Consider the following 20,055-nt stretch of genomic DNA (forward strand, 5'->3'; position numbering starts at 1 on the left):
CCAGCTTGTGAGGAACTAAACTCTCCTGTGGACGATCGCTCAGTTTGCGAGCCGCACCCCACGAACACAACTCGATAGGAACCTCCGTTGGACGGAAACGCTACGACGACTCACCGCAATGTCGCACTTCTGTCGGTCGCAACCACCATGGCGACCCGAATCACGACATCCGAAGAGATCGATCGTCGCCTCGCTCCCGCGCTCAAACGCCTGAAACTGCCCACCGGCCTCCTGCAGCGCGTCGCCGGAGTGCACGAGCGACGCAACTGGGGAGAAGGCCAGACCTTCGACGACGCCGCGATCGAGGCGGGCAAGAAGGCTCTCGCCGAGGCGGGCATCCGGCCCGACCAGGTGGGCCTGCTCATCAACACCTCCGTGACCCGCAAGCACCTCGAGCCCTCCGTCGCCGTGCGCATCCACCACGGCCTCGGCCTGCCGAGCTCGGCCACGAACTTCGATATCGCCAACGCCTGCCTCGGTTTCGTCAACGGCATGGCGCTCGCCGGCCAGCTCATCGACGCCGGCCAGATCGACTATGCGGTGATCATCGATGGCGAAGACGCCGACGAGATCCAGGTGAACACCATCGAGCGACTGGGCCGCGAGGGCATCAAGCGCAAGGACTTCATGAGCGAGTTCGCGAGCCTGACCCTGGGTTCGGGCGCCGCTGCGGCCGTGATCGGCCGGGCCGACCTGCATCCGGAGGGCCACCGCATGCTCGGCGGCATCACCCGCGCGGCCACCCAGTTCAACGACCTCTGCGTCGGCAGCGTCGACGGCATGTTCACCGACGCGAAGGCCCTGCTCAAGGGCGGCATGGAGCTGGTCGTGAGCGCCTGGAAAGACGCGAAGCGCCAGTGGAGCTGGTCGCACATGGACCGCTACATCATGCACCAGGTGTCGTCGGTGCACACCAACGCCATCGTCAAGGCCGCGAACCTCGACGCCACCCGCGTGCCCGTCACGTTCCCGCTGCTGGGCAACGTGGGCCCCGCCTCGATTCCGATCACGCTCGCGCAGGAGGCCTCGAAGCTCGTGCGCGGCAACCGCGTTCTGCTGATGGGGGTCGGCTCCGGCCTCAACACCTCCATGATGGAGATCGCCTGGTGAGTCACGGCTCCTCCCGCCTGCCCCGGTCGGCGGGTCGAACCGCGGCCGCATCTCTTCCGCCCGCCGGTCTGCCGGGCATGGATGCGCGATTCTCCCGCCTCGTCGAGGTGTCAGACGGCGGCTCCGGTCGCCCGGTCGCCTGGCATCTGCTCGACAACGGCCCCGTGCTCGACGAGCTCGGCGTGACCCCCGTGGGCACGCTGCTCTGCGTTCACGGCAACCCCACCTGGTCGTATCTGTGGCGCGGGCTCGTGGCCGCCGCGACGGATGCCGCCACCGCAGTCGCGGAGTCGGGCTCAGAGTCGGGCTCGGGCTCTGGCTCGGGTGACGTGTGGCGGGTCATCGCCGTCGATCAGCTCGAGATGGGCTTCTCGGAGCGCACCGGCACGGAGCGGCCGCTCGAGCGCCGAGTCGCCGACCTTTCCGCGCTCACGAACACTCTCGAACTCTCCGGCCCGGTCGTCACGGTGGGCCACGACTGGGGCGGCGTCGTCTCGATGGGCTGGGCGGTCGACCACCCCGACGAACTCGCCGGCGTCGTGCTGCTGAACACCGCGATCCACCAGCCCGAGGACCGCGCCATTCCGTGGCCGCTGCGCCTCACGCTGCAGCGCGGCATGCTGGGGCGCGCGACCGTGGCCACGCCCGCCTTCCTCGAGACGACGCTGGCGCTGGCGCATCCGCCTCTGGAGGCCGAGGTCAAGAACGGCTACCGCGCGCCGTACCGCTCGGCCGACCGGCGCGGCGGCATCGGGGCGTTCGTCGCAGACATCCCCGTCGACGAACAGCACGTGTCGTGGAACGAGCTCGAGCGCATCGCGGCCGGCGTGCGCGAGCTGGGCGTTCCGTCGCTGATGCTCTGGGGTCCGCGCGACCCGATCTTCTCCGACACCTACCTCGACGATCTCGCCGAACGGATGCCGCAGGCCGACATCCACAGGTTCGAGGGCGCCGGGCACATGATCGCGGAGGACGTGGAGTACGCGCCGGTCGTGCTGGACTGGCTGGGTGGAATCCATTCCCGTTCGCTGAGCCTGTCGAAGGGAACCGATCCCGTCGAAAAGCTTCCCTTCGACGAGCTCAGGGAACGAGAGCCGTCGGAGCGCCCCCTCTGGAGCGTGCTCGACGAGCTGCGCGACAGCACCGAGACGGCGCTCGTCGACATGAAGCCCTTCCGCACGGTCTCGTGGAGGCTCCTCTCCAGGCGCGTGCGCCAGCTCGCCGCAGGCCTCGTGCGTGCCGGAGTGAAGCCCGGCGACCGCGTCTCCCTCCTCATTCCCCCGAGCGCCGATCTCACCGCCGTGCTCTACGCCTGCCTGCGCATCGGCGCGGTCGTGGTCGTCGCCGACGCGGGCCTCGGCCTGCCCGGTCTGACCCGCGCCGTGCGCGGCGCCCGCCCCGACCACGTGATCGGCGCCCTGCCCGGGCTGACCGTTGCCCGCGCGTTCTCGTGGCCCGGCCAGAAGATCTCCACCACCACGCTTCCCCTGCCCACCGCGCTCGCCCTCGGCGTGCGTCACTCCCTCGGCGAGGTCGCGCGGCTGGGGGCCGACGAATTCCTGCCCGAGCCGCCCGCGGCATCCGCTGTCGCCGCCGTTCTCTTCACGTCGGGATCGACCGGACCGGCCAAGGGCGTCGTATACACGCACGCCCAGCTCGAGGCCGTGCGCGACGCCCTGTCGTCGCAGTACGACGTGGGAGTCGGCACCGGCCTCGTCGCCGGCTTCGCTCCGTTCGCACTGCTAGGCCCCGCCCTCGGCGCGCGCTCGGTGACTCCCGATATGAACGTGACGTCGCCGCGCACCCTCACGGCGAAGGCCACGGCCCGGGCGGCGGCCGCGGTGGATGCCTCGGTCGTCTTCCTCTCGCCGGCCGCGCTCGCCAACGTGGTCGCGACGGCGGATGCCCTCGACGCCTCCGACACGGCGGCGCTCGCGGGCGTGCACACCTTCCTCTCGGCGGGCGCCCCTGTGCCCGAGTCGCTGCTCGCCGCCGCGGGCCGCCTGATGCCGAACGCCACCCCGCACACCCCCTACGGCATGACCGAGGGGCTGCTGATGACCGACATCACGCTCGAGGGCATCCGTGCCGCCGCCGACGATGCCGCCGCGCTGCCCGACGGCGAGCACGCGGGCGGCGTCTGCGTCGGACGCCCCGCGGGGTCGGTGCGTGTGCGCATCGCGGCCCTCGACGACGACGGGATGCCCGTGGGCGCGCCGGGCGAGCAGCCCGGTGTCACGGGCGAGATCGTCCTGTCGGCTCCGCACCTGAAACAGGCGTACGACAGACTCTGGGTCACCAACCGCGTCGCCGACGCCGACTCGGTTCCGGCCGCCGCGGGCGAGCAGGGCGAGCGGTGGCATCGCACCGGCGACGTCGGACACCTCGACTCCGCCGGACGCCTCTGGGTGGAGGGCCGCCTTCCGCACGTGATCGTCACGGCCGGGGGAGTCATCACCCCGGTCGGCCCCGAGCAGAGGATCGAGTCGCTGCTCGGCGTGAACAGGGCAGCCTTGGCCGGCATCGGCCCTCGCGGAACGCAGCAGCTCGTCGCGGTGCTCGAGACCGAGCCTGCCGCCAGTCGCCCTGCCGCCCTCGGCGACAGCGACCTCGTGGCCGCGGTTCGCCACGCGACCGCACTCGACATCGCCGCGGTGCTCGTTGTGGCCTCGCTGCCCACCGACATCCGGCACAACTCGAAGATCGACCGCTCGGCCCTGTCGCGCTGGGCCGAGGGAGTGCTCTCCGGCGCGAAGCTGAGCGCGCCGTGAATGTTCTCGTCACCGGTGCCAGCGGCTTCCTCGGAGGCGCCGTCGCCCGCGAGATCGCCCGCGCCGGACACGAGGTGCGCACGTTCCAGCGGCGGCCATCCGGTGTCGACGGCGTCGACGACGTTCTCGGTTCCCTGACGTCGCAGGCCGACGTCGAGCGTGCCGTCGAGGGCATGGATGCCGTGGTGCACCTGGCCGCGAAGGTCTCGCTGGCCGGCGACCCGGCCGAGTTCGAGGCCGTGAACGTCGGGGGCACGCGCACTCTGATCGCGGCGATGCGGCGGGCCGGGACCGGCCGTCTCGTGTTCGTGTCGTCGCCGTCGGTGGCGCACGCCGGGGCATCCATCGTCGGAGACGACGCGCAGCCGGCCGACCCGGCGCACGCGCGGGGCGAGTACGCCCGTACGAAGGCGCGCGCCGAGCTGCTGGCGCTGGGATCGGATTCCGAATCGCTGCGCGTCGTCGCCGTGCGGCCGCACCTCGTGTGGGGTCCGGGCGACACGCAGCTCATCGAGCGCATCGTGGAGCGCGCGCGGGCCGGGCGGCTTCCGCTGCTCGACCGGGGCGCTGCGCTGATCGACACGACGTATATCGACAACGCCGCGACCGCGATCGCCGCCGCCCTGGAGCGCGTCGACGAGGTGCACGGAAATGCCTACGTGATCACCAATGGCGAGCCCCGCCCCGTCGCCGAGCTGCTCGCCGGAATCTGCGCCGCCGCGGGTGTTCCGGCGCCGGCGTGGAGTGTTCCCGCCGGGGTGGCCCGGGCCGCGGGCTCTCTGATCGAGGCTGTCTGGCGCGTGAAGCCGGGTGTCGACGAGCCGCCGATGACGCGCTTTCTGGCCGAGCAGCTCTCGACCGCGCACTGGTTCGACCAGCGACGCACGCGGGCAGAGCTGAGGTGGCAGCCGGCAGTGAGCCTCGACGAGGGACTGCGCCGCCTCGCCGCGCACTACGCGCGTGACTAATTCAGGAGGAGAGCGTGGCCGTCGCCACTATCCACGCGGCCGACCGCTCCTCCTGAATTACGTACCCGAATCCGTGCGAGACAATTGACCTCATGCGTTTACTGCTGATCCGCCACGGCCAGACCCCCTCGAACATCATCGGAGCCCTCGATACCGGCGTTCCCGGACCGGGGCTCACCGAGTTCGGCGTCGAGCAGGCCGCCGCGGTTCCGGGCGCGCTCGTCGAGGAGACGATCGGCGCGATCTTCGCGTCGACGCAGGTGCGTTCGCAGCTCACCGCTGCGCCCCTGGCCGAGGCGCGAGGGCTCGACGTCGAGATCCGCTCCGGCCTGCGCGAGGTGGATGCCGGAGATCTCGAGATGCGCAACGACGACGTGGCCGTGCGCATCTATATGGAGACCGTGATCGCCTGGGCCGACGGCGACATCGACCGCCGCATGCCGGGGGCCGAGTCGGGAGCCGAGGTATATGCCCGCTACGACGAGGTGATCGCCGAGGCGGTCGCGACGGGCCACGCCACTGTGGCGATCGTGTCGCACGGAGCCATCATCCGATCCTGGGTCGGGGCTCGCGCCGAGAACGTGAGCGCCGACTTCTCGGCAGAGCATTCCCTCAGCAACACGGGCGTGGTCGTTCTCGAGGGCTCTCCCGAGTCCGGCTGGCGCGCCCTCACCTGGATGGGCCAGGCCATCGGTGGGGCCGCGGTCGACGACGCCGCCCATGCGGGCCCGGCATCCGAGACCCGCTGACCATGACCGCCGCATCCGAGCTGTCCGCCGACGTCGTCGCGCGCCTTGGCGCCTGGTTCGACGACACGGAGCTGGTGAGCCCGTCGATCAGCTACGCCGTCTTCGACCGCACCGGGGTGCTGTTCCACAACGGCATCGGCGAGTTCCAGCTCGACGGCCGGGCCCCCGCGGAGAACACCATCTACCGCATCGCCTCGATGTCGAAGAGCTTCTGCATCGCCGCCGTGCTCGTGCTGCGCGACCGCGGACTGCTCTCGCTCGACGATCGGGTCTCCGATCTGGTGCCGCAGTTCCGCGACCCGGTCGACGACGCCGGCGTGGTGCAGCCCATGACGGTACGGATGCTCATGAGCAACTCCTCGGGGCTGCCCGAGGACAACGGCTGGGCCGACCACGAGCTGGCCCTCTCCCGAGCGGACTTCCTGGCCGTCGTCGAGGCGGGGCTGGGCTTCGCGGGCCTTCCCGGCGTCGGCTTCCAGTACTCCAACGTGGGTTTCTGGCTCCTCGGTGTGATCGTCGAAGACCTTACCGGCCAGGGCTTCGAGCAGTTCGCCCGCGAGACGTTCCTCGAGCCGCTCGGCCTCGCATCGACCGGCTACAAGCCGGCCGACTTCGCCGACGACGGCGAGGGCGGCGACGGCATCGCCCACGGCTACACGAGCTACGACAAGGGAGCGAGCTGGGTATCGCGTCCCGTCGTGGGCGGTGGCATCGGGGCCTGCGCGGCGAGCATGTTCAGCACCCCGCCCGACATCGCGCGCTGGAGCGCCTGGCTCTCGAGCGCCTTCGACCCGACGAACACCGACGACGCCATCCTCAGCCGGGCGTCGCGGCGTGAGATGCAGCGCATCCACACGGTCGCGCCCGGAGCCGCCGACCGCACCGCAGAGCCGACCCTCGAGGCGCAGGGCTACGGTCTCGGCCTCTACATCGAGCACGACGTGCGCTTCGGCCGCTTCGCCCAGCACTCGGGCGGCCTGCCCGGCTGGACGTCGAACATGCGCTGGCACCTCGAGTCCGGCCTCGGCGCGGTGGTCTTCGGCAACACCAACGGGCTGAAGCTCGCGGTCGCGGCGGCGGCCATATTGCGCGCGGTTCTGGAGTCTCGCGACGAACCCGCGCGGCGCATCCCGCTGTGGCCCTCGACGGTGGCGGCGGCCCGCGCCGTCGACTCGGCCGTTCGCGGGTCGGGGCGCATCCTCGATGCCGAGGTCGCACCCACGGTCTTCAGCCCGAACCTGCTCGGCGATGTGCCGGCCGAGGTGCGCGATGAGCGCATCGCCGCGGCGATCGCCGAGGTCGGCGGGGTTCTGGATGCCGACACCACGCCGCCGCTCGACGCCCGGCTCACCTGGTCGGTCGCGCCTGCGCACGTCGCCTGGACGATTCCCGGCCGCACGGGCGAACTGGAGTGCCGCATCGAGCTGACGCCGACCACGCCGGCGATGCTGCAGCGCTTCGATGTGGCGGTGCGCACGCCGACCACACCGCTCTCGCCAGTGCTGCGCCACTATGTGCCGGCGTTGGTCGCCCCGGCTGCGCCGGTCGAGTAGCCCGAGGCCGTTTGCTGCCGAAGCGTATCGAGACCACCGTGGGGTGGTCTCGATACGCTGGCCGCTCGATCAGCGTTTCAGCGCAGCTCAGTCGAGCGCCGGCTTGCCTGCCGTATAGATCCAGGTGTCGAAGAACGCCGTCAGGTCCTTGCCAGATACGGTTTCGGCGTAGTCGACGAACTGCGCCGTCGACACCGACGTGCCCGCGTTCTCTGTTGCCCAGCCCTGGAGGATGGCCCTGAACGGCTCGTCTCCGACCTCGTTGCGCAGCGCCTGCAAGGTCATGGCGCCCCGGGTGTACACGGCGTCGTCGAAGATCCCGGCCGGGCCCGGATCCGCCACGACGGTCTGCCAGAACGGATCATTCGCAGGAATGTCGTTGTACGCCTCCTCGAAGCTCTGCTGCGTCGACACCCCTTCCTGATCTTGGGTCCACAGCCATTCGGCATACGACGCGAAGCCCTCGTTGAGCCAGATGTCCGACCAGCGGTTCATCGACAGGTCGTCGCCGTACCACTGGTGCGCGAGTTCGTGCACGACGACACTGGCGTCGCTGTTCGCGCGAAACGCCCAGGCCGGGTAGATCGGTCGTGTCTGGTTCTCGAGCGCGTACGGGAGGTCGGTCGGTGGCACCGGCGGTGTGGCTGTCGGGTCACCTTCGTCGATGTAGCCGATGGCGATTCCGCCGGCTTCGCTGAATGGGTAGGGGCCGAAGTACGTCGACAGGAAGTCGATGACCTGGGGTTCCGTCTCGAAGATTCCCTTCGCGATGTTTCCCACCTTGACGCCGCTCCCACCTCCGCCGGCGGCATTGCGCAGGAACAGCGTCGGGTCGATCGCGTCGACGTAGGTGATGCCGGTGGCCGGGTCGGTGTTCGTCTCGACCTCGAAGTCGCCCAGTGTCGCCGTGGCGAGGTAGGTGGCCATCGGCTTCTCCATCTCCCAGTCGAAGGTGTCGAGGCCGCCCGTGGTGGTCTGCGATGCCAGTCGCCCGTTGCCGATGACCTCGAGGCCCGTGGGAACGGTCATGCGTGTCGAGAACGTGGCCTTGTCGCTGGGGTGGTCGTTCGACGGGAACCAGGTAGCCGCGACCCGCGGCTGGCCCACGACGACCGCGCCGGTCGGGGTGGGGAACACACCGGCCGGACCGAACGCATCCGACACCACGATCGGCACGCCGCTGTAGGTGACGGCGGTGGTGATGCTGGCGCCGAGCGGGATGCCCGCCGGCGGAACGATCGTCAGCTCGGTGCGCGGGGGCGTGGCGTCGTCGTCGGTCGATCCCTCGACCTGCGGCTGGCCGGTGGATGCGCTGATCTGAGTGGTCGCGAGGCTCCACTCGGCGGGCTCGCCGTCGACGGTGATCGATGAGATGACGATGGCGTCGTCGCCGTTCACGTCGCGGGTATCGAAGTCGAGGTTGAAGGCCGACAGGTTCTGGGTGGCGATCGCGGTGACCGTGGTGGTGCCCGAGAGCACATCGGTGTCGGGCGCGTAGGCGAGGTCGAGGTCGTAGTGCTCGACGTCGTAGCCGCCGTTGCCGTCGAGCGGGTAGTACTCGTCGCCGATTCCTGCGGCCCCGGGCTCGAAGTCGACCGGCGTGACGGGAGTGACCGGGTTGGTGGTGGTCGGGGTCGTCGTGACGGGAGCGCTCATCCCCGGCGGGCACGGTTCTGCCGCGCTGGCAGGGGCAGGTGCGATGCCGCCGGTGGCGACGAGGGCCAGCAGCAGGAGGGGCACGGCGGCGAATACGGCGGCCTTCGCGCCGCGCTTGCGGCGCCCGAGCAGCAGCCACGCGGCGCTTCCCATCGCGAGAAGAAGTACGGCGATGATCAGGAGCATCGGCCCCGAATCGAATCCGGTCGCGGCCAGAACACACGTCGTCACAGAAGGTCCCATCTCATTGCGGTGTGGCGACCTTATCGAGATCGTGTCGTTGAGCACCAGACTCGAACGAAGTCAGTTTGTTACAGGTACATTTCGCGTGCCGGATGCGCCAGTCGAGCCGGATGCGCCGGCGCCACCTCTCGTGCGCCGGAGTATTGCACGGTACTGAGGTGGCGCAGATGGTAGCTTCGCTCGTCTGAAAGCCGCCATGTGCGTCATCTCAGAGGGAGTGATCTCGATACGGTCGCTGCGCGACCTACTCGATCAGCGCGGGAGGTGCGCGGGGCGAGCTACTCGATCAGCGCGGGGGAGGACGGCGCCGGTCGAGTAGCCCCCGAGGAACGAGCGGGCGTATCGAGGCCACGCTCCTCGGCGAGCTCGGCGAGGCTGTTCAGGATGGCGCGGGCGACCTTGTCGTTCTCGCGGAACGAGATCGCATTGGTGCGCGGGCGCGAGAACGCCCCCACGAACGGAGAGTTCGTGTACGGTCCGATCGCGTACTGGCGCGAGGAGTGCGAACCGCCCGCACTCACCAGCCGGGTGTCGAGCTGCCGCACCGACAGCCTCCCCGTGCTGGCCGAGTACGCTCCGTCGCTCACGATCTCCTCGAGGCCGGCGCCGCTCGAGACCAGCGACCTCAACAGCTCGTTGTCGCTGCGCGAGATCGCGGTCTCGGGCAGCCGCGCATCCACCAGGGCGCTCGCGGTGACGGTCGCCGGCGTCGTGGCGCTGCCCGCGCGGAAGATGCCCTCGTTCTCGTCGGCCTCCACCCAGATTCCGGCGCCGAGGAACTCGACGATGCCCGCCTCCGACAGGGCGACGAGCTCCTCGAGCCGGTGCGCGGGCGGCCCGCTGGCGATGAAGCTGAAGTAGCCGAGCCACCAGCCGTGGATGTCGCGCACCCGCGACTGAGCGGTCCACTTGGGCGAGTCCACGATGTCCGACAGGGTGAAGAGGCTCGTGAGAAGAGCGATGAACAGGCCGAGCGTGGCGCTGTGCTCCGGCCTGGTGCGCAGCTGCAGGTCTGTGCGGATGTAGTCGCGCACGAGCTCCTGCAGCTCGCCCGGGTCGGCGACGAGGGCGCCGCCGAGAGGGCGGTCGAGCTCCGGCAGGAAGAGCCTGTCGTCGGCGTAGGCGACCGTGCCCTCGACCAGGTCGACGAAGGTCTGCGCGTCACGGGCGATGTGCTCGTCTTCGCCCTCGAACGACGGGATCGCGTGGCCGCGCGGTGTACTGTCGGCGACATCGATGTGCGGCGCGGCCAGCAGCAGCGCCCGCGGGTCGAGCCGGTCGAAGACCTGAACGAACGCATCCCAGCTCGACTCCACCCGCTCGGGGTGTCCGGTGAACAGCTCGCGGTAGTACCCCCACAGCATGTCCTTCGCGATGAGCGGCCACACGTCGACGCTGAGATCGAGCGACGGAAGCGACTCCTCGAGCGAGCGGGCCACGGCCGGCGTGAAGTACCGGGTCTCGGGGCGCTCGCCCACCAGCGTCGACGAGATCTTCGAGTGGTACGGCACCCCACGGCGCGATCCGAAGTACAGCCGCGGCTCGAGCCCCGACGCCGTATACCGCAGCACTCCGTCGTCGCCGCGATCGAAGCGGCCGCCCCGGCCCTCGGTGAGCAGCACCGTGAGGTCGACGGCCGCGAGGCCCATGCCGCGCACGATCACGCGCTGGCCGGGAACGATCGCGCGGGTGTCGGCATCCGCCGTGAACGCCGGGGGCAGATAGAACAGCTCGCGGCGACGGGCGAAGTCGATGAGATCGGCGTGCTCCGGCTCGGCCTCGGCCCCGGTGTGGCCGAGCGAGTACAGCACCACGTCGGCCGCGATCGAGACGCCGTCGTCGAGCCGGATGCGATGGGTCGGCCCCTCGTCGACGGTCTCGACGGCGGATGCCCGGTGCACGACGACCGTGACGGTCGCGGGAAGAAGACCCACGGCATCCTCGAAGAACCAGCTGAGGTAGAGGCTCTGCAGGCGGCGCGTGGGAAAGCTCGCGGGCGACAGGTTCTCGATCTCCTGGCGGAGGCGCGCATCGACGCGGGGGATCGCGATCTCGCCCGCGTTCACGAGGCCGGCCCACTCGATGAGCGACGGGCCGGGCCGCACCGGTCCCTCGATCGTCGACGACTCGTCGGTGAACATCGTGACGTCGGCCGCCATGGAGTTGAGCTTGAGAAGAGGGGACTGCGCGTAACGCCAGATGCGGCCGGGGCCGGCCGGATGCGGGTCGATCACGTGGATGACGATCCGTGCGTCGGCGACCCACAGCTCGGGGAGGTTGGCGGCGAGCCGCTCGAGAACGCCGGCTCCGCGAGGGCCGCCGCCGATGAGGGCGACGTGGAGCTCGGGCGAAGCGGCTGAGGAGTGGTGCGCGTGCGACATCCCACAACCGTCGACGTTTCGTCCATCGAAATCGAGGAATGTGACCCCGCATGACGACGTGACGAATTGTGAACGAAATCGCTTGGCCGGCTTGCGCGAGCCCACCTAACGTCTCTCCAACGCGACACGGCCCGTGTCGAGACCATGAGAAGGAGGCAGACATGCCCATCGAATTCCTCGGCATCGCCGGGCTCAATGACGGCGGCGAGACCCAGTCGCGTTCCGGCGCCAGTTTCGACAAGGACTACACGCTGCGGTTCGCCCGAGCGCATGAGGACAACGGCTGGGATCGCATCCTCTTCGCCTACCACTCGGGCTCGCCCGACCCGGCGACCGCGGCGGCCTACATCGCGTCGAAGCTCGATCACCTCAAGATCCTGCTCGCGCACCGGCCGAACGTGTCGTACCCCACCTATGCGGCGAAGGTCTTCGCGACGCTCGACCAGATCAGCGACGGACGCCTGAACGTGCACGTCATCACGGGCGGATCGACGGCCGACCAGGCCGCGGAGGGCGACTTCCTCACCAAGGACGAGCGCTACGCCCGCACCGGCGAATACATCCAGATCGTGAAGAAGGCGTGGACCAGCCGCGAGCCGTTCAGCTTCGACGGGGCGCACTATCGCTTCGATGACTTCGTCAGCGACATCTGGCCGGCGCAGCAGCCCCGCCCGCAGATCTCGTTCGGCGGCTCCAGCGACGCGGCGTATCGCATCGGTGCGGCCGACGCCGACATCTACGCGCTGTGGGGCGAGCCGCTGGCGAACACCGCCGAGCAGATCGAGCGCATCACGGTCGAGGCGCTCGCGGCCGGACGCACCGAGCGGCCCCGCATCCAGGTCGCGTTCCGTCCGATCCTCGGCGCCACCGAGGAACTGGCGTGGAAGAAGGCAGAGGAGATCCTCGGAAAGATCGAGGCACGGCAGGCTCAGGCGGCGCCGAACTCGTTCGTCGGAGATCTGAAGAACCCCGAGAACGCCGGATCGCAGCGGCTGCTCTCGATCGCGAGCCAGGGCGACCGCTTCGACCGGGCGCTGTGGACCAGGCCCGCCGCGGCATCCGGCGGTCGGGGCAACTCGAACGCCCTCGTCGGCACACCCGAGACGGTGGCCGCCGCTCTGCTCGACTACATCGACCTCGGAGTCGACATCATCTCGGCGCGCGGCTACGACTTCGTGAACGACACCATCGACTTCGGCCGCTATGTCATTCCGCTGGTGCGCGACGAGGTCGCGAAGCGCGACGCGGCCGCCGCGAGCACGTCCTCTGCAGCCGGGCCGGAGGCGTCCCGTGACGCTGCATGAGCACACCGTGCAGGTGACCGACCGCTTCGTCTACGTCGCGGCCGACGACGTGCTCGCCGAGCCCCTTCTGCGTGAACTCGAGCAGGAGTACGACGCCCGCTACGGCGAGTTCTTCGGAGAGAAGGCGTCGGCCGAGATCCGGCGCTATCCGGTCGAGGCGTTCTCGGCTGAGCAGGGCGGAGCGTTCGTGCTGCTGCTTCGCGGCGGCGTGCCCATCGCCGGCGGCGCCTACAAGAGATTCGACGATCGCACGGCCGAGCTGAAGCGCATCTGGACCTCGTCGGCGCACCGCCGCCAGGGACTGGCCCGCCGCGTCGTGAGAGAGCTCGAAGACGAGGCCGTGCGCCGCGGCTACACACGGGCCTACCTCACCACCGGTCCTCGCCAGCCCGAGGCGAAGCACCTCTACTTCCAGACCGGCTACACGCCGCTCTTCGACACCACGCTCGACCCCGAAGAGGTGATCGTGCACGGGTTCGCCAAGAGCCTGGATGACGAGCCGCTCGACGTGGCCGGCATCACGACGGCCCATGACGAGAGTCTCGCCGTGCGTTCCCTGAGCCGGTCGAACCGTTCCCTGAGCCCGTCGAAGGGAGACGACCGTTCCCTGAGCCTGTCGAAGGGGGATAAGCCCTTCGACAACCTCAGGGAATGGCGATCGGACGAGCCCTTCGACAAGCTCAGGGAACGGGCCGTGAAGGTCGTGCCCACTCGGCACTGGTGGCGGTGGGTGCTCAGCGCGCTCGTCGCGTTCGTCGTGCTGCAGTTCGTGTGGTCGCTCTTCACGAACCAGCAGTACGAGTGGAACGTCTTCGCCGAGTACTTCTTCTCGCAGTCGGTGCTGAACAGCCTCGGCGTGACCCTGGGTCTGACGGTCGTGTCGGTCATCGGAGGATTCATCCTCGGAGCCGTGCTCGCGAACTTCCGGCTCTCGAAATCACCACTGCTCAGCGGTGCCGCCTACGCCTACATCTGGTTCTTCCGCTCGGTGCCGCTGCTGGTGCAGATCCTCGTCTGGTACAACCTCGGCTACCTCTATCCGACGCTGGGGCTCGGAACCCCGTTCACCACGGACTTCTGGCTGGTCGAGTTCTCGACCACCACGCTGATCACCGCGTTCGCCGCGGCGACCATCGGACTCACGCTGCACCAGGCCGCCTATTTCGCCGAGATCATTCGCGGCGGCATCCTGTCGGTCGACCAGGGTCAGCTCGAAGCCTCGGCCGCCCTCGGGCTGCCACGCCGGGTGCGGTTCTTCCGCATCATCCTGCCGCAGGCTGCCCGAGCCATTCTGCCGAACTTCTTCAACGAGGTCATCGGTCTCGTGAAGGGCACCTCGGTGGTGTTCGTCGTGGCGCTGCCCGAACTGTTCTACACGGTTCAGGTCATCTACAACCGCAACCAGCGGGTCATTCCCCTGCTGCTCGTGGCGGTGGTCTGGTACGCGATCATCACGACCGTGCTCTCGATCATCCAGTTCTACGTCGAGCGGCACTACGCCCGCGGGGCGCATCGCGAGCTGCCGCCCACACCCATCCAGCGGGCCACGGCCTGGGTGAAACAGCAGTGGGCCCGCCTCGGCGACGACACGACCGGCGACCCGCTCGCCGCAGAGAAGAACCGACGACACGACACCATCCTGGGGAGCGGATCATGAGCACACCGACGTTCATCAGATCGTTCGACGAGCAGGCCATCCCTCTGCCTTCGAAGCCGGTGCGGGCCACGGTCGGGCTCGTCGAGATCACCGACGTCTCGAAGAGCTACGGGGCCGTGCGGGTGCTGCGCGACGTCTCCCTGACCGTGCAGCCGGGAGAGGTGATCGCCCTCATCGGACCGTCGGGCTCGGGCAAGTCGACGCTGCTGCGCACCATCAACCACCTCGAGACGGTCGACTCCGGATCGGTGACGGTCGACGGCCAGTACATCGGCTACGAACTGCGCTCGGGCCGGCTTCACGAGCTACCCGAGAAGAACGTGCTCGAACGCCGCACGCAGATCGGCATCGTCTTTCAGAACTTCAATCTTTTTCCGCACCTCACCGCCCTCGAGAACGTCGTCGCGGCACCGGTCGCACTCAAACGCGCGACCAAGGCGGAGGCCCGTGAACAGGCGAAGGCCCTGCTCGCGCGCGTCGGGCTGGCAGACAAGGAGCACCACTACCCGCGTCAGCTCTCCGGCGGTCAGCAGCAGCGCGTGGCGATCGCCCGAGCGCTGGCCTTGAACCCGAAGGTGCTGCTCTTCGATGAGCCGACCAGCGCGCTCGACCCGGAGCTCGTCGGGGAGGTGCTCGACGTCATCCGGGAGCTGTCGAAGAGCGGCACGACGCTCATCATCGTGACCCACGAGATCGGCTTCGCCCGCGAGGTCGCCGACCGCGTCGTGTTCCTCGAGCAGGGCGAGATCCTCGAAGAGGGCACGCCGAGCCAGGTGCTGCTGAAGCCGCGCCACCCCCGAACCAAGGACTTCCTCCGCAAGGTGCTCTGACGATTCGTCACAGCCCGAGCACCCCAGCATCACTCCACCGCTCCATCACAGCATCACTCCAGAGAGGCACCACCAGATCATGGCAATAAACAAGAAGCAGATCGGGGTCATCGTCGGCGCAGTCGTCGTCGTGGCCCTGGCCGGAGGCGGCATCGCCCTCGCCGCCAACGCGAACAGCTCGACCTCGGCCGACGTCAAGCCGACCGGTTCGACAGAGGATCAGGTCGCCGCTGCGACCTCGTTCGACCTCACGTCGAAGAATGCCGACGACCGGCCGAGCATCGACCCCGTCGCCGACGCCGTCGCATCCCTCGAGGCGAGCGGCTTCCAGCCGATCGAACCCGGCAAGCTCACCGTCGCCCAGACCGTCGCGAGCGGCGCCCCGCCCCTGGTCTTCGCGGCATCCGACGACAACACCACGGCGCTGGGAAGCGAAGCCGACTTCGCCGCCCTCGTCGCCGACGGACTGGGCCTCGAGTACAACCCGGTCTCGGTCGACTGGGCCGACTGGCCGCTGGGAATCCAGTCGGGCAAGTACGACATCATCCTCAACAACGTGACGGTCACCGAGGAGCGCAAGGAGCTGTACGACTTCGCCAGCTACCGGGTCGACCTGCTCGGCTTCTATGTGAAGGCCGACAGCGACATCGCATCGATCGAGGAGGCCAAGGACATCTCCGGGCTCACCATCATCGTGGGATCGGGAACCAACCAGGAGAAGATCCTGCTCGCCTGGAACGAGGAGCTCACCGCCGCAGGCGAGAAGCCCGCCGAGCTCGTGTACTACAACGACACCGCGGCGGCGAACCTCGCGATTCAGTCGGGTCGGGCGGACGCGTACTTCGAGCCCAACGCGACCGGCGCCTACGCCGCGGCCTCGACGGGAGACACGAAGCTCGTCGGCACCATCAGCGGCGGATGGCCCCAGACGGCCGACATCGCGGCGGCCACCAAGAAGGGCAACGGCCTGATCGACGCCGTGAACATCGTGCTCAACGCCGCGATCGACGGCGGCGAGTACCAGGAGGTGCTCGACCGTTGGGGCCTCGACAGCGAGTCGATCCCGACGAGCCAGGTCAACCCTCCCGGACTGCCGAAGACCGACTAGCTGAACCCGGCCCCTTCGACAGGTTCAGGGAACGAAACCCGTTCCCTGAGCCTGTCGAAGGGCTCTTCTCTGCTCAGTCGAGGTCGTAGCCGAAGGCCAGGAGGTCGACGAAGAACCCGGGTTCGACCTCGATGCGGCCCTCGCGCTCGGCAAGCCGCACGAAGCCTAGCCGTTCGTAGAGGCGTTGGGCGCCGACCATCGAGCTTCCGGTGTTCAGAACGACTCGTCGAACGCCGCGGATGCGCGCGAGACCGATCACGTGCTCGGTGAGGGCCGCCCCGATGCCGCGACCACGCGCATCCGGGGCCACGGCGAGCAACCGGAAGTCGAGCTCGTCGTCACGCGCGACGTCGGACAGGCGCGAGCCCTCGCGGGGCGTCCAGACGGTTCCGAGGAGTTCGCCGGTCGCCGTGTCCTCGGCCACCCACACCTCGCCGGAGCGGGCCCGGTCGTGCACCTCGACGAGCGACCGGCGATAGGTCTCTGAAAGCCGGTAGTCGCGGGTGTAGGCCTCGACGGTGAGCCGGGCCACGGCATCCAGTTCGTGCGGCCGGACAAGCCGGATGCGCACGGGCGCGACATCGTCGAACGCGTAGCGGTAGACCTGGGGCGTGCCGATGCCGGTCTCGGTGCCGAGTTCGCGAGCGACGACCCGCTCGAATCCGGCGCGCAGGTAGTTGCGCTGCGCGGTGTGGTTGAGGGGGCCGGTGTCGAGCACGAGCCCCGGCACGCCCCAGCTGCGGGCCAGGTCGATGGATGCCTGCACCAGCGCCTGCGCGACGCCGCGACCCCGGGCGGCCGGGTCTACGGCGACGAGGCGCAGCTCGGCTTCGCCGTCGCGCGCCTGCCGTGAGATCGGGTTCTCGGCCCGAGTGACCGTGGCGGTGCCGAGGAGCCTGTTCGTGTCGTCTTCGACGGCGACGAGCAGTCCGCCGTCGCCGGCGCGGGCACCCGCGTCGCGCTCGAGGGCGACGCGTTCCGGTCGGCGGGGCAGGTGGGCGTAGGGGCCGGTGGCGAAGCCGAGCGAGGTGAGTTCGCCGGTGGCCTCGTACTCGTCTTCTCGCGCCTGCCGCACAGTGAAGGCGAGTTCGGGCTGGGTTTCAAGCGGTTCGGACACCAGTCGAGACTACGAGATCCGACCTGACAGAGAGGAATCGCAGACCCGTTCCCTGAGCCTGTCGAAGGGCAGTCCACTCAGTCACGACTACTCCTCCACAGGGTGCCCTTTCGGTGGGTTATCCACAGGCGTAACCCCTGATCAAGAACCGATTGTCGTGATCGATCCGATGTCGGTGGTCACTGTTTGACTTCTCCTATGACACCAGCCGATATCCCTCCCGAGCAGTCACCATATGTGGTGGCACTCGAGCGAATAGCCGCCCGTGACAGACAGATAGCCGAGCTGTCTGCGTTGCGGGCCACCGACGTGCACGACGCCTGGCAGCTGCTGCTGGCCGACGCCCCGCACGATCAGTCCACGGCAGGCCCACAGTGGTCGCCGCGACGAGTGGCCGAGGTGGAGTTCTTCACCGAGGTCGCCATGCTCACCCACCGCACCGAGTACCGTGCCCGCACCCTGGCAGACACCGCGATCGCGTTGGTATCGAAACTCCCGGCATCGTTCGCCGTGCTCGCCGCGGGGGAGATGTCCCAGGAGCATGCGACGGTGATCGCGGTCCACTCCGACGGCTTGGAGGGGGAGGCGCTCGAGAAGTACGACAGCCGCATGGCAAAACTCGCTCCCGCCCTCACCTACAAGCAACTCGAGTACCGCGCGCGTTCGCAGGCCCAGACCGCGAACCCGAAGACGGTGGTCGAGCAGGTTGAGAAGGCAGTCAAGACGAGGCGCGTCACGGTCGACCCAGGCAAGGATGGCATGGCCTACCTCACCCTGTTCGCCCCGGCCCCTGAGATCTACACGATCGCGAACCGGGCAATGGTGTTGGCGAAGGGTCTGAAAGCGGGCGGTGACCCGCGTAGCATCACCCAACTGCGCGTCGATGTCCTCACCGACCTCACGCTGAACGGGGAACCATCGATCCCGGGTGCAACACAGGGCATCCGGGGCCGGGTGCATGTGATGGTCCCCGCGATGACGCTGCTCGGTGTGGGGGAAGAGCCGGCGATCCTCCGCGGGTACGGCCCGATCGACCCGGTCACCGCGGCACGGCTGACCGCCGATGCGACCTCGTGGCGGCGCATCCTGACCGACCCGATCACGGGCCGCATCCTGCAGGTGAGCCCAACTGACTACCGGCCGACGCAGGAGATGCGTGACCACGCCACCCTGGTGCATCCGTACTGCGTGTTCGGCGGCTGCGCCGACGACTCCGTCGGGGCCGACATCGACCACACCGTCGACTTCGCGGCCGCGGGACTGACTGAAGACGACAACCTCGCTCCGCTCTCGCCCACCCATCACCGGGTGAAGCATCACACCCGGTGGCAGATCGAGCAAGGAGAGAACAACACCCTCAGCTGGACCTCGCCCGCCGGCCTCGTCTACGTCTTCGAACCCCAAGGCATCATGCGACCCGCCCCCGAAGTGCTTATCGACGCGATGACGAAGACCACACCGGGGGAGGCGACCACAGAAGAACCCTGCCCCTTCTGAGAATTCTGTCGGCTGCATGCACTTGCAATGCGCGCCGACGCGAACTAGCGTCGCGCTCGACCCGCCTCATGCAGAACGAGTGGGCATGAGCAGAAGCAGAAGAGGGAGTCGACGATGGCGACGATTGTTCAGTATTCACGTCTCGGAGGACCGGACGTTCTGGAGGTCGTCGAGGTTCCGATCCCCGCAGTCTCGGACGGGCAGGTGCTCGTCGAGGTGCAGGCCGTCGGGGTGAACCCCATCGACTCGAAGCTGCGCTCGGGCAAGCGGCCGACCCCTCCGATCGACGCGCCGCGGCGCGTGGGGTCGGATGCGTCGGGCGTGGTTCTCGAGGTCGGGTCCGGGGTCCACGGCTGGGCCGCTGGCGACGAGGTCATCGTTCAGGGCGCCACCGGCGCCTACGCGAGCCACCTCGTGCTCGAGCCCTCCACGCTCGTGCGCAAGCCGTCGGTGTGGACCTGGTCGCAGGCCGCGGCCGTCGGCATTCCCGTGTCGACGGCGTACCAGGCGCTCCGCTCGCTCGGAGTGGGCGAGGGGACCCGCCTGCTCATCCACGGTGGAACGGGCGGCGTCGGTCAGGCCGCGGTGCAGTTCGCGGTGGCCTGGGGTGCGACGGTGTTCGCCACGGCGAGTCCGTCGAATCACGCTCGGCTGGCCGAACTGGGCGCCGTTCCCCTGAGCTACGGCGACGGCCTCGTCGAGCGCGTGCGTGAGGCGGCACCCGACGGAATCGATGTCGTGCTCGACGGGGCCGGCACCGACGAGGCGCTCGAGGCATCCTTCGCCCTCGTCGACGACCGTTCGCACATCGGCACGATCGTGGCAGGCCCCAGGGCAGCCGAACTGGGCATCCGCGCCTGGTCGGGCGGAAGCCCGGTTCCGCTCACCGACGAGGAGCTGCGGCTGCGCGCCGAGGGAGTTCCCGCGGCGATCGAGCTCGCGTCGCAGGGACAGTTCGACGTCGAGGTCTCGGAGCGGTTCCCGCTGGCCCGTGCCGCCGATGCGCAACGCCTCAGCGAAGAGGGCCACACCCGCGGAAAGATCGTGCTCATCCCTTAGCGGATCCTCACATCGAACGGTCACGGGGTGCTGACGCGTGGCGACGCCTGCG

13 protein-coding genes and 2 pseudogenes are annotated in these 20,055 nt (G+C 69.0%); 12 read left to right on the forward strand and 3 right to left on the reverse strand.

Going from position 1 to position 20,055, the window contains the following annotated elements; translation table 11 throughout:
• Positions 1-87 precede the first annotated feature (87 nt).
• The 5 genes from QCD70_RS02320 (at position 88) to QCD70_RS02340 (ending at position 7,151) form a co-directional block, all read left to right on the forward strand.
• Positions 88-1,110 carry a 3-oxoacyl-ACP synthase III gene (locus tag QCD70_RS02320; RefSeq protein ID WP_301213532.1) on the forward strand — a complete coding sequence of 341 codons (1,023 nt, stop codon included), beginning with the start codon at positions 88-90 and terminating at the stop codon, positions 1,108-1,110.
• A gap of 77 nt (positions 1,111-1,187) precedes the next feature.
• Positions 1,188-3,881, forward strand: coding sequence for an alpha/beta fold hydrolase (locus QCD70_RS02325; protein ID WP_301213887.1), 2,694 nt, complete (start codon positions 1,188-1,190; stop codon positions 3,879-3,881).
• On the forward strand, positions 3,878-4,849 hold the full coding sequence (locus QCD70_RS02330; RefSeq protein ID WP_301213533.1) for an NAD-dependent epimerase/dehydratase family protein: 972 nt from the start codon (positions 3,878-3,880) through the stop codon (positions 4,847-4,849). Before QCD70_RS02325 ends, QCD70_RS02330 begins: the two co-directional genes overlap by 4 nt.
• Before the next feature lie 92 nt (positions 4,850-4,941).
• The gene (locus QCD70_RS02335; RefSeq protein ID WP_301213534.1) at positions 4,942-5,598 is read left to right on the forward strand and encodes a histidine phosphatase family protein; all 657 of its coding nucleotides are present in this window, start codon (positions 4,942-4,944) and stop codon (positions 5,596-5,598) included.
• 2 nt (positions 5,599-5,600) lie between these two features.
• A complete protein-coding gene (locus tag QCD70_RS02340; RefSeq protein WP_301213535.1) occupies positions 5,601-7,151 on the forward strand; it encodes a serine hydrolase domain-containing protein in 1,551 nt (516 codons plus the stop codon).
• A gap of 87 nt (positions 7,152-7,238) precedes the next feature.
• Here QCD70_RS02340 and QCD70_RS02345 read toward each other — a convergent pair whose 3' ends face one another.
• Both QCD70_RS02345 and QCD70_RS02350 read right to left on the reverse strand, forming a co-directional pair.
• Positions 7,239-9,038, reverse strand: a complete 1,800-nt coding sequence (locus QCD70_RS02345) for a M1 family metallopeptidase (protein ID WP_301213536.1) — start codon at positions 9,036-9,038, stop codon at positions 7,239-7,241.
• A gap of 290 nt (positions 9,039-9,328) precedes the next feature.
• The gene (locus tag QCD70_RS02350) at positions 9,329-11,431 is read right to left on the reverse strand and encodes an FAD/NAD(P)-binding protein (protein ID WP_301213537.1); all 2,103 of its coding nucleotides are present in this window, start codon (positions 11,429-11,431) and stop codon (positions 9,329-9,331) included.
• A 161-nt stretch (positions 11,432-11,592) separates the two neighbouring features.
• Between QCD70_RS02350 and QCD70_RS02355 the strand changes: the two genes are divergently transcribed.
• The 5 genes and pseudogenes from QCD70_RS02355 to QCD70_RS02375 all read left to right on the forward strand — a co-directional run bounded on the left by QCD70_RS02355 (position 11,593) and on the right by QCD70_RS02375 (position 16,330).
• Positions 11,593-12,735 carry an LLM class flavin-dependent oxidoreductase gene (locus QCD70_RS02355; RefSeq protein ID WP_301213538.1) on the forward strand — a complete coding sequence of 381 codons (1,143 nt, stop codon included), beginning with the start codon at positions 11,593-11,595 and terminating at the stop codon, positions 12,733-12,735.
• A pseudogene (locus tag QCD70_RS02360) lies at positions 12,635-13,156 on the forward strand (GNAT family N-acetyltransferase); the annotation flags it as partial. The gene QCD70_RS02355 and the pseudogene QCD70_RS02360, both read left to right, overlap by 101 nt.
• A 276-nt stretch (positions 13,157-13,432) precedes the next feature.
• Positions 13,433-14,392: pseudogene (locus tag QCD70_RS02365) on the forward strand (amino acid ABC transporter permease); the annotation flags it as partial.
• The gene (locus QCD70_RS02370) at positions 14,389-15,222 is read left to right on the forward strand and encodes an amino acid ABC transporter ATP-binding protein (RefSeq protein WP_301213539.1); all 834 of its coding nucleotides are present in this window, start codon (positions 14,389-14,391) and stop codon (positions 15,220-15,222) included. The pseudogene QCD70_RS02365 and the gene QCD70_RS02370, both read left to right, overlap by 4 nt.
• A gap of 79 nt (positions 15,223-15,301) precedes the next feature.
• A complete protein-coding gene (locus QCD70_RS02375) occupies positions 15,302-16,330 on the forward strand; it encodes an ABC transporter substrate-binding protein (protein WP_301213541.1) in 1,029 nt (342 codons plus the stop codon).
• A gap of 73 nt (positions 16,331-16,403) precedes the next feature.
• Here QCD70_RS02375 and QCD70_RS02380 read toward each other — a convergent pair whose 3' ends face one another.
• Complete coding sequence (locus tag QCD70_RS02380; protein WP_301213542.1) at positions 16,404-17,447, reverse strand: GNAT family N-acetyltransferase; 1,044 nt, start codon at positions 17,445-17,447, stop codon at positions 16,404-16,406.
• Positions 17,448-17,645: 198 nt separating this feature from the next.
• On the opposite strand from QCD70_RS02380, the gene QCD70_RS02385 reads away from it, so the two are divergent.
• Together QCD70_RS02385 and QCD70_RS02390 are read left to right on the forward strand one after the other, a co-directional pair.
• Positions 17,646-18,944: an HNH endonuclease signature motif containing protein gene (locus tag QCD70_RS02385; RefSeq protein WP_301213543.1), complete on the forward strand. Its 1,299-nt coding sequence runs from the start codon at positions 17,646-17,648 to the stop codon at positions 18,942-18,944.
• Positions 18,945-19,058: 114 nt separating this feature from the next.
• Entirely contained in the window at positions 19,059-20,003 is a 945-nt protein-coding gene (locus QCD70_RS02390; protein WP_301213544.1) for a quinone oxidoreductase family protein, read from the forward strand.
• The last annotated feature ends 52 nt before the right edge of the window (positions 20,004-20,055 follow it).

Source organism: Agreia sp. PsM10, assembly GCF_030433855.1.
In the GTDB taxonomy this organism is placed as follows: domain Bacteria; phylum Actinomycetota; class Actinomycetes; order Actinomycetales; family Microbacteriaceae; genus Agreia.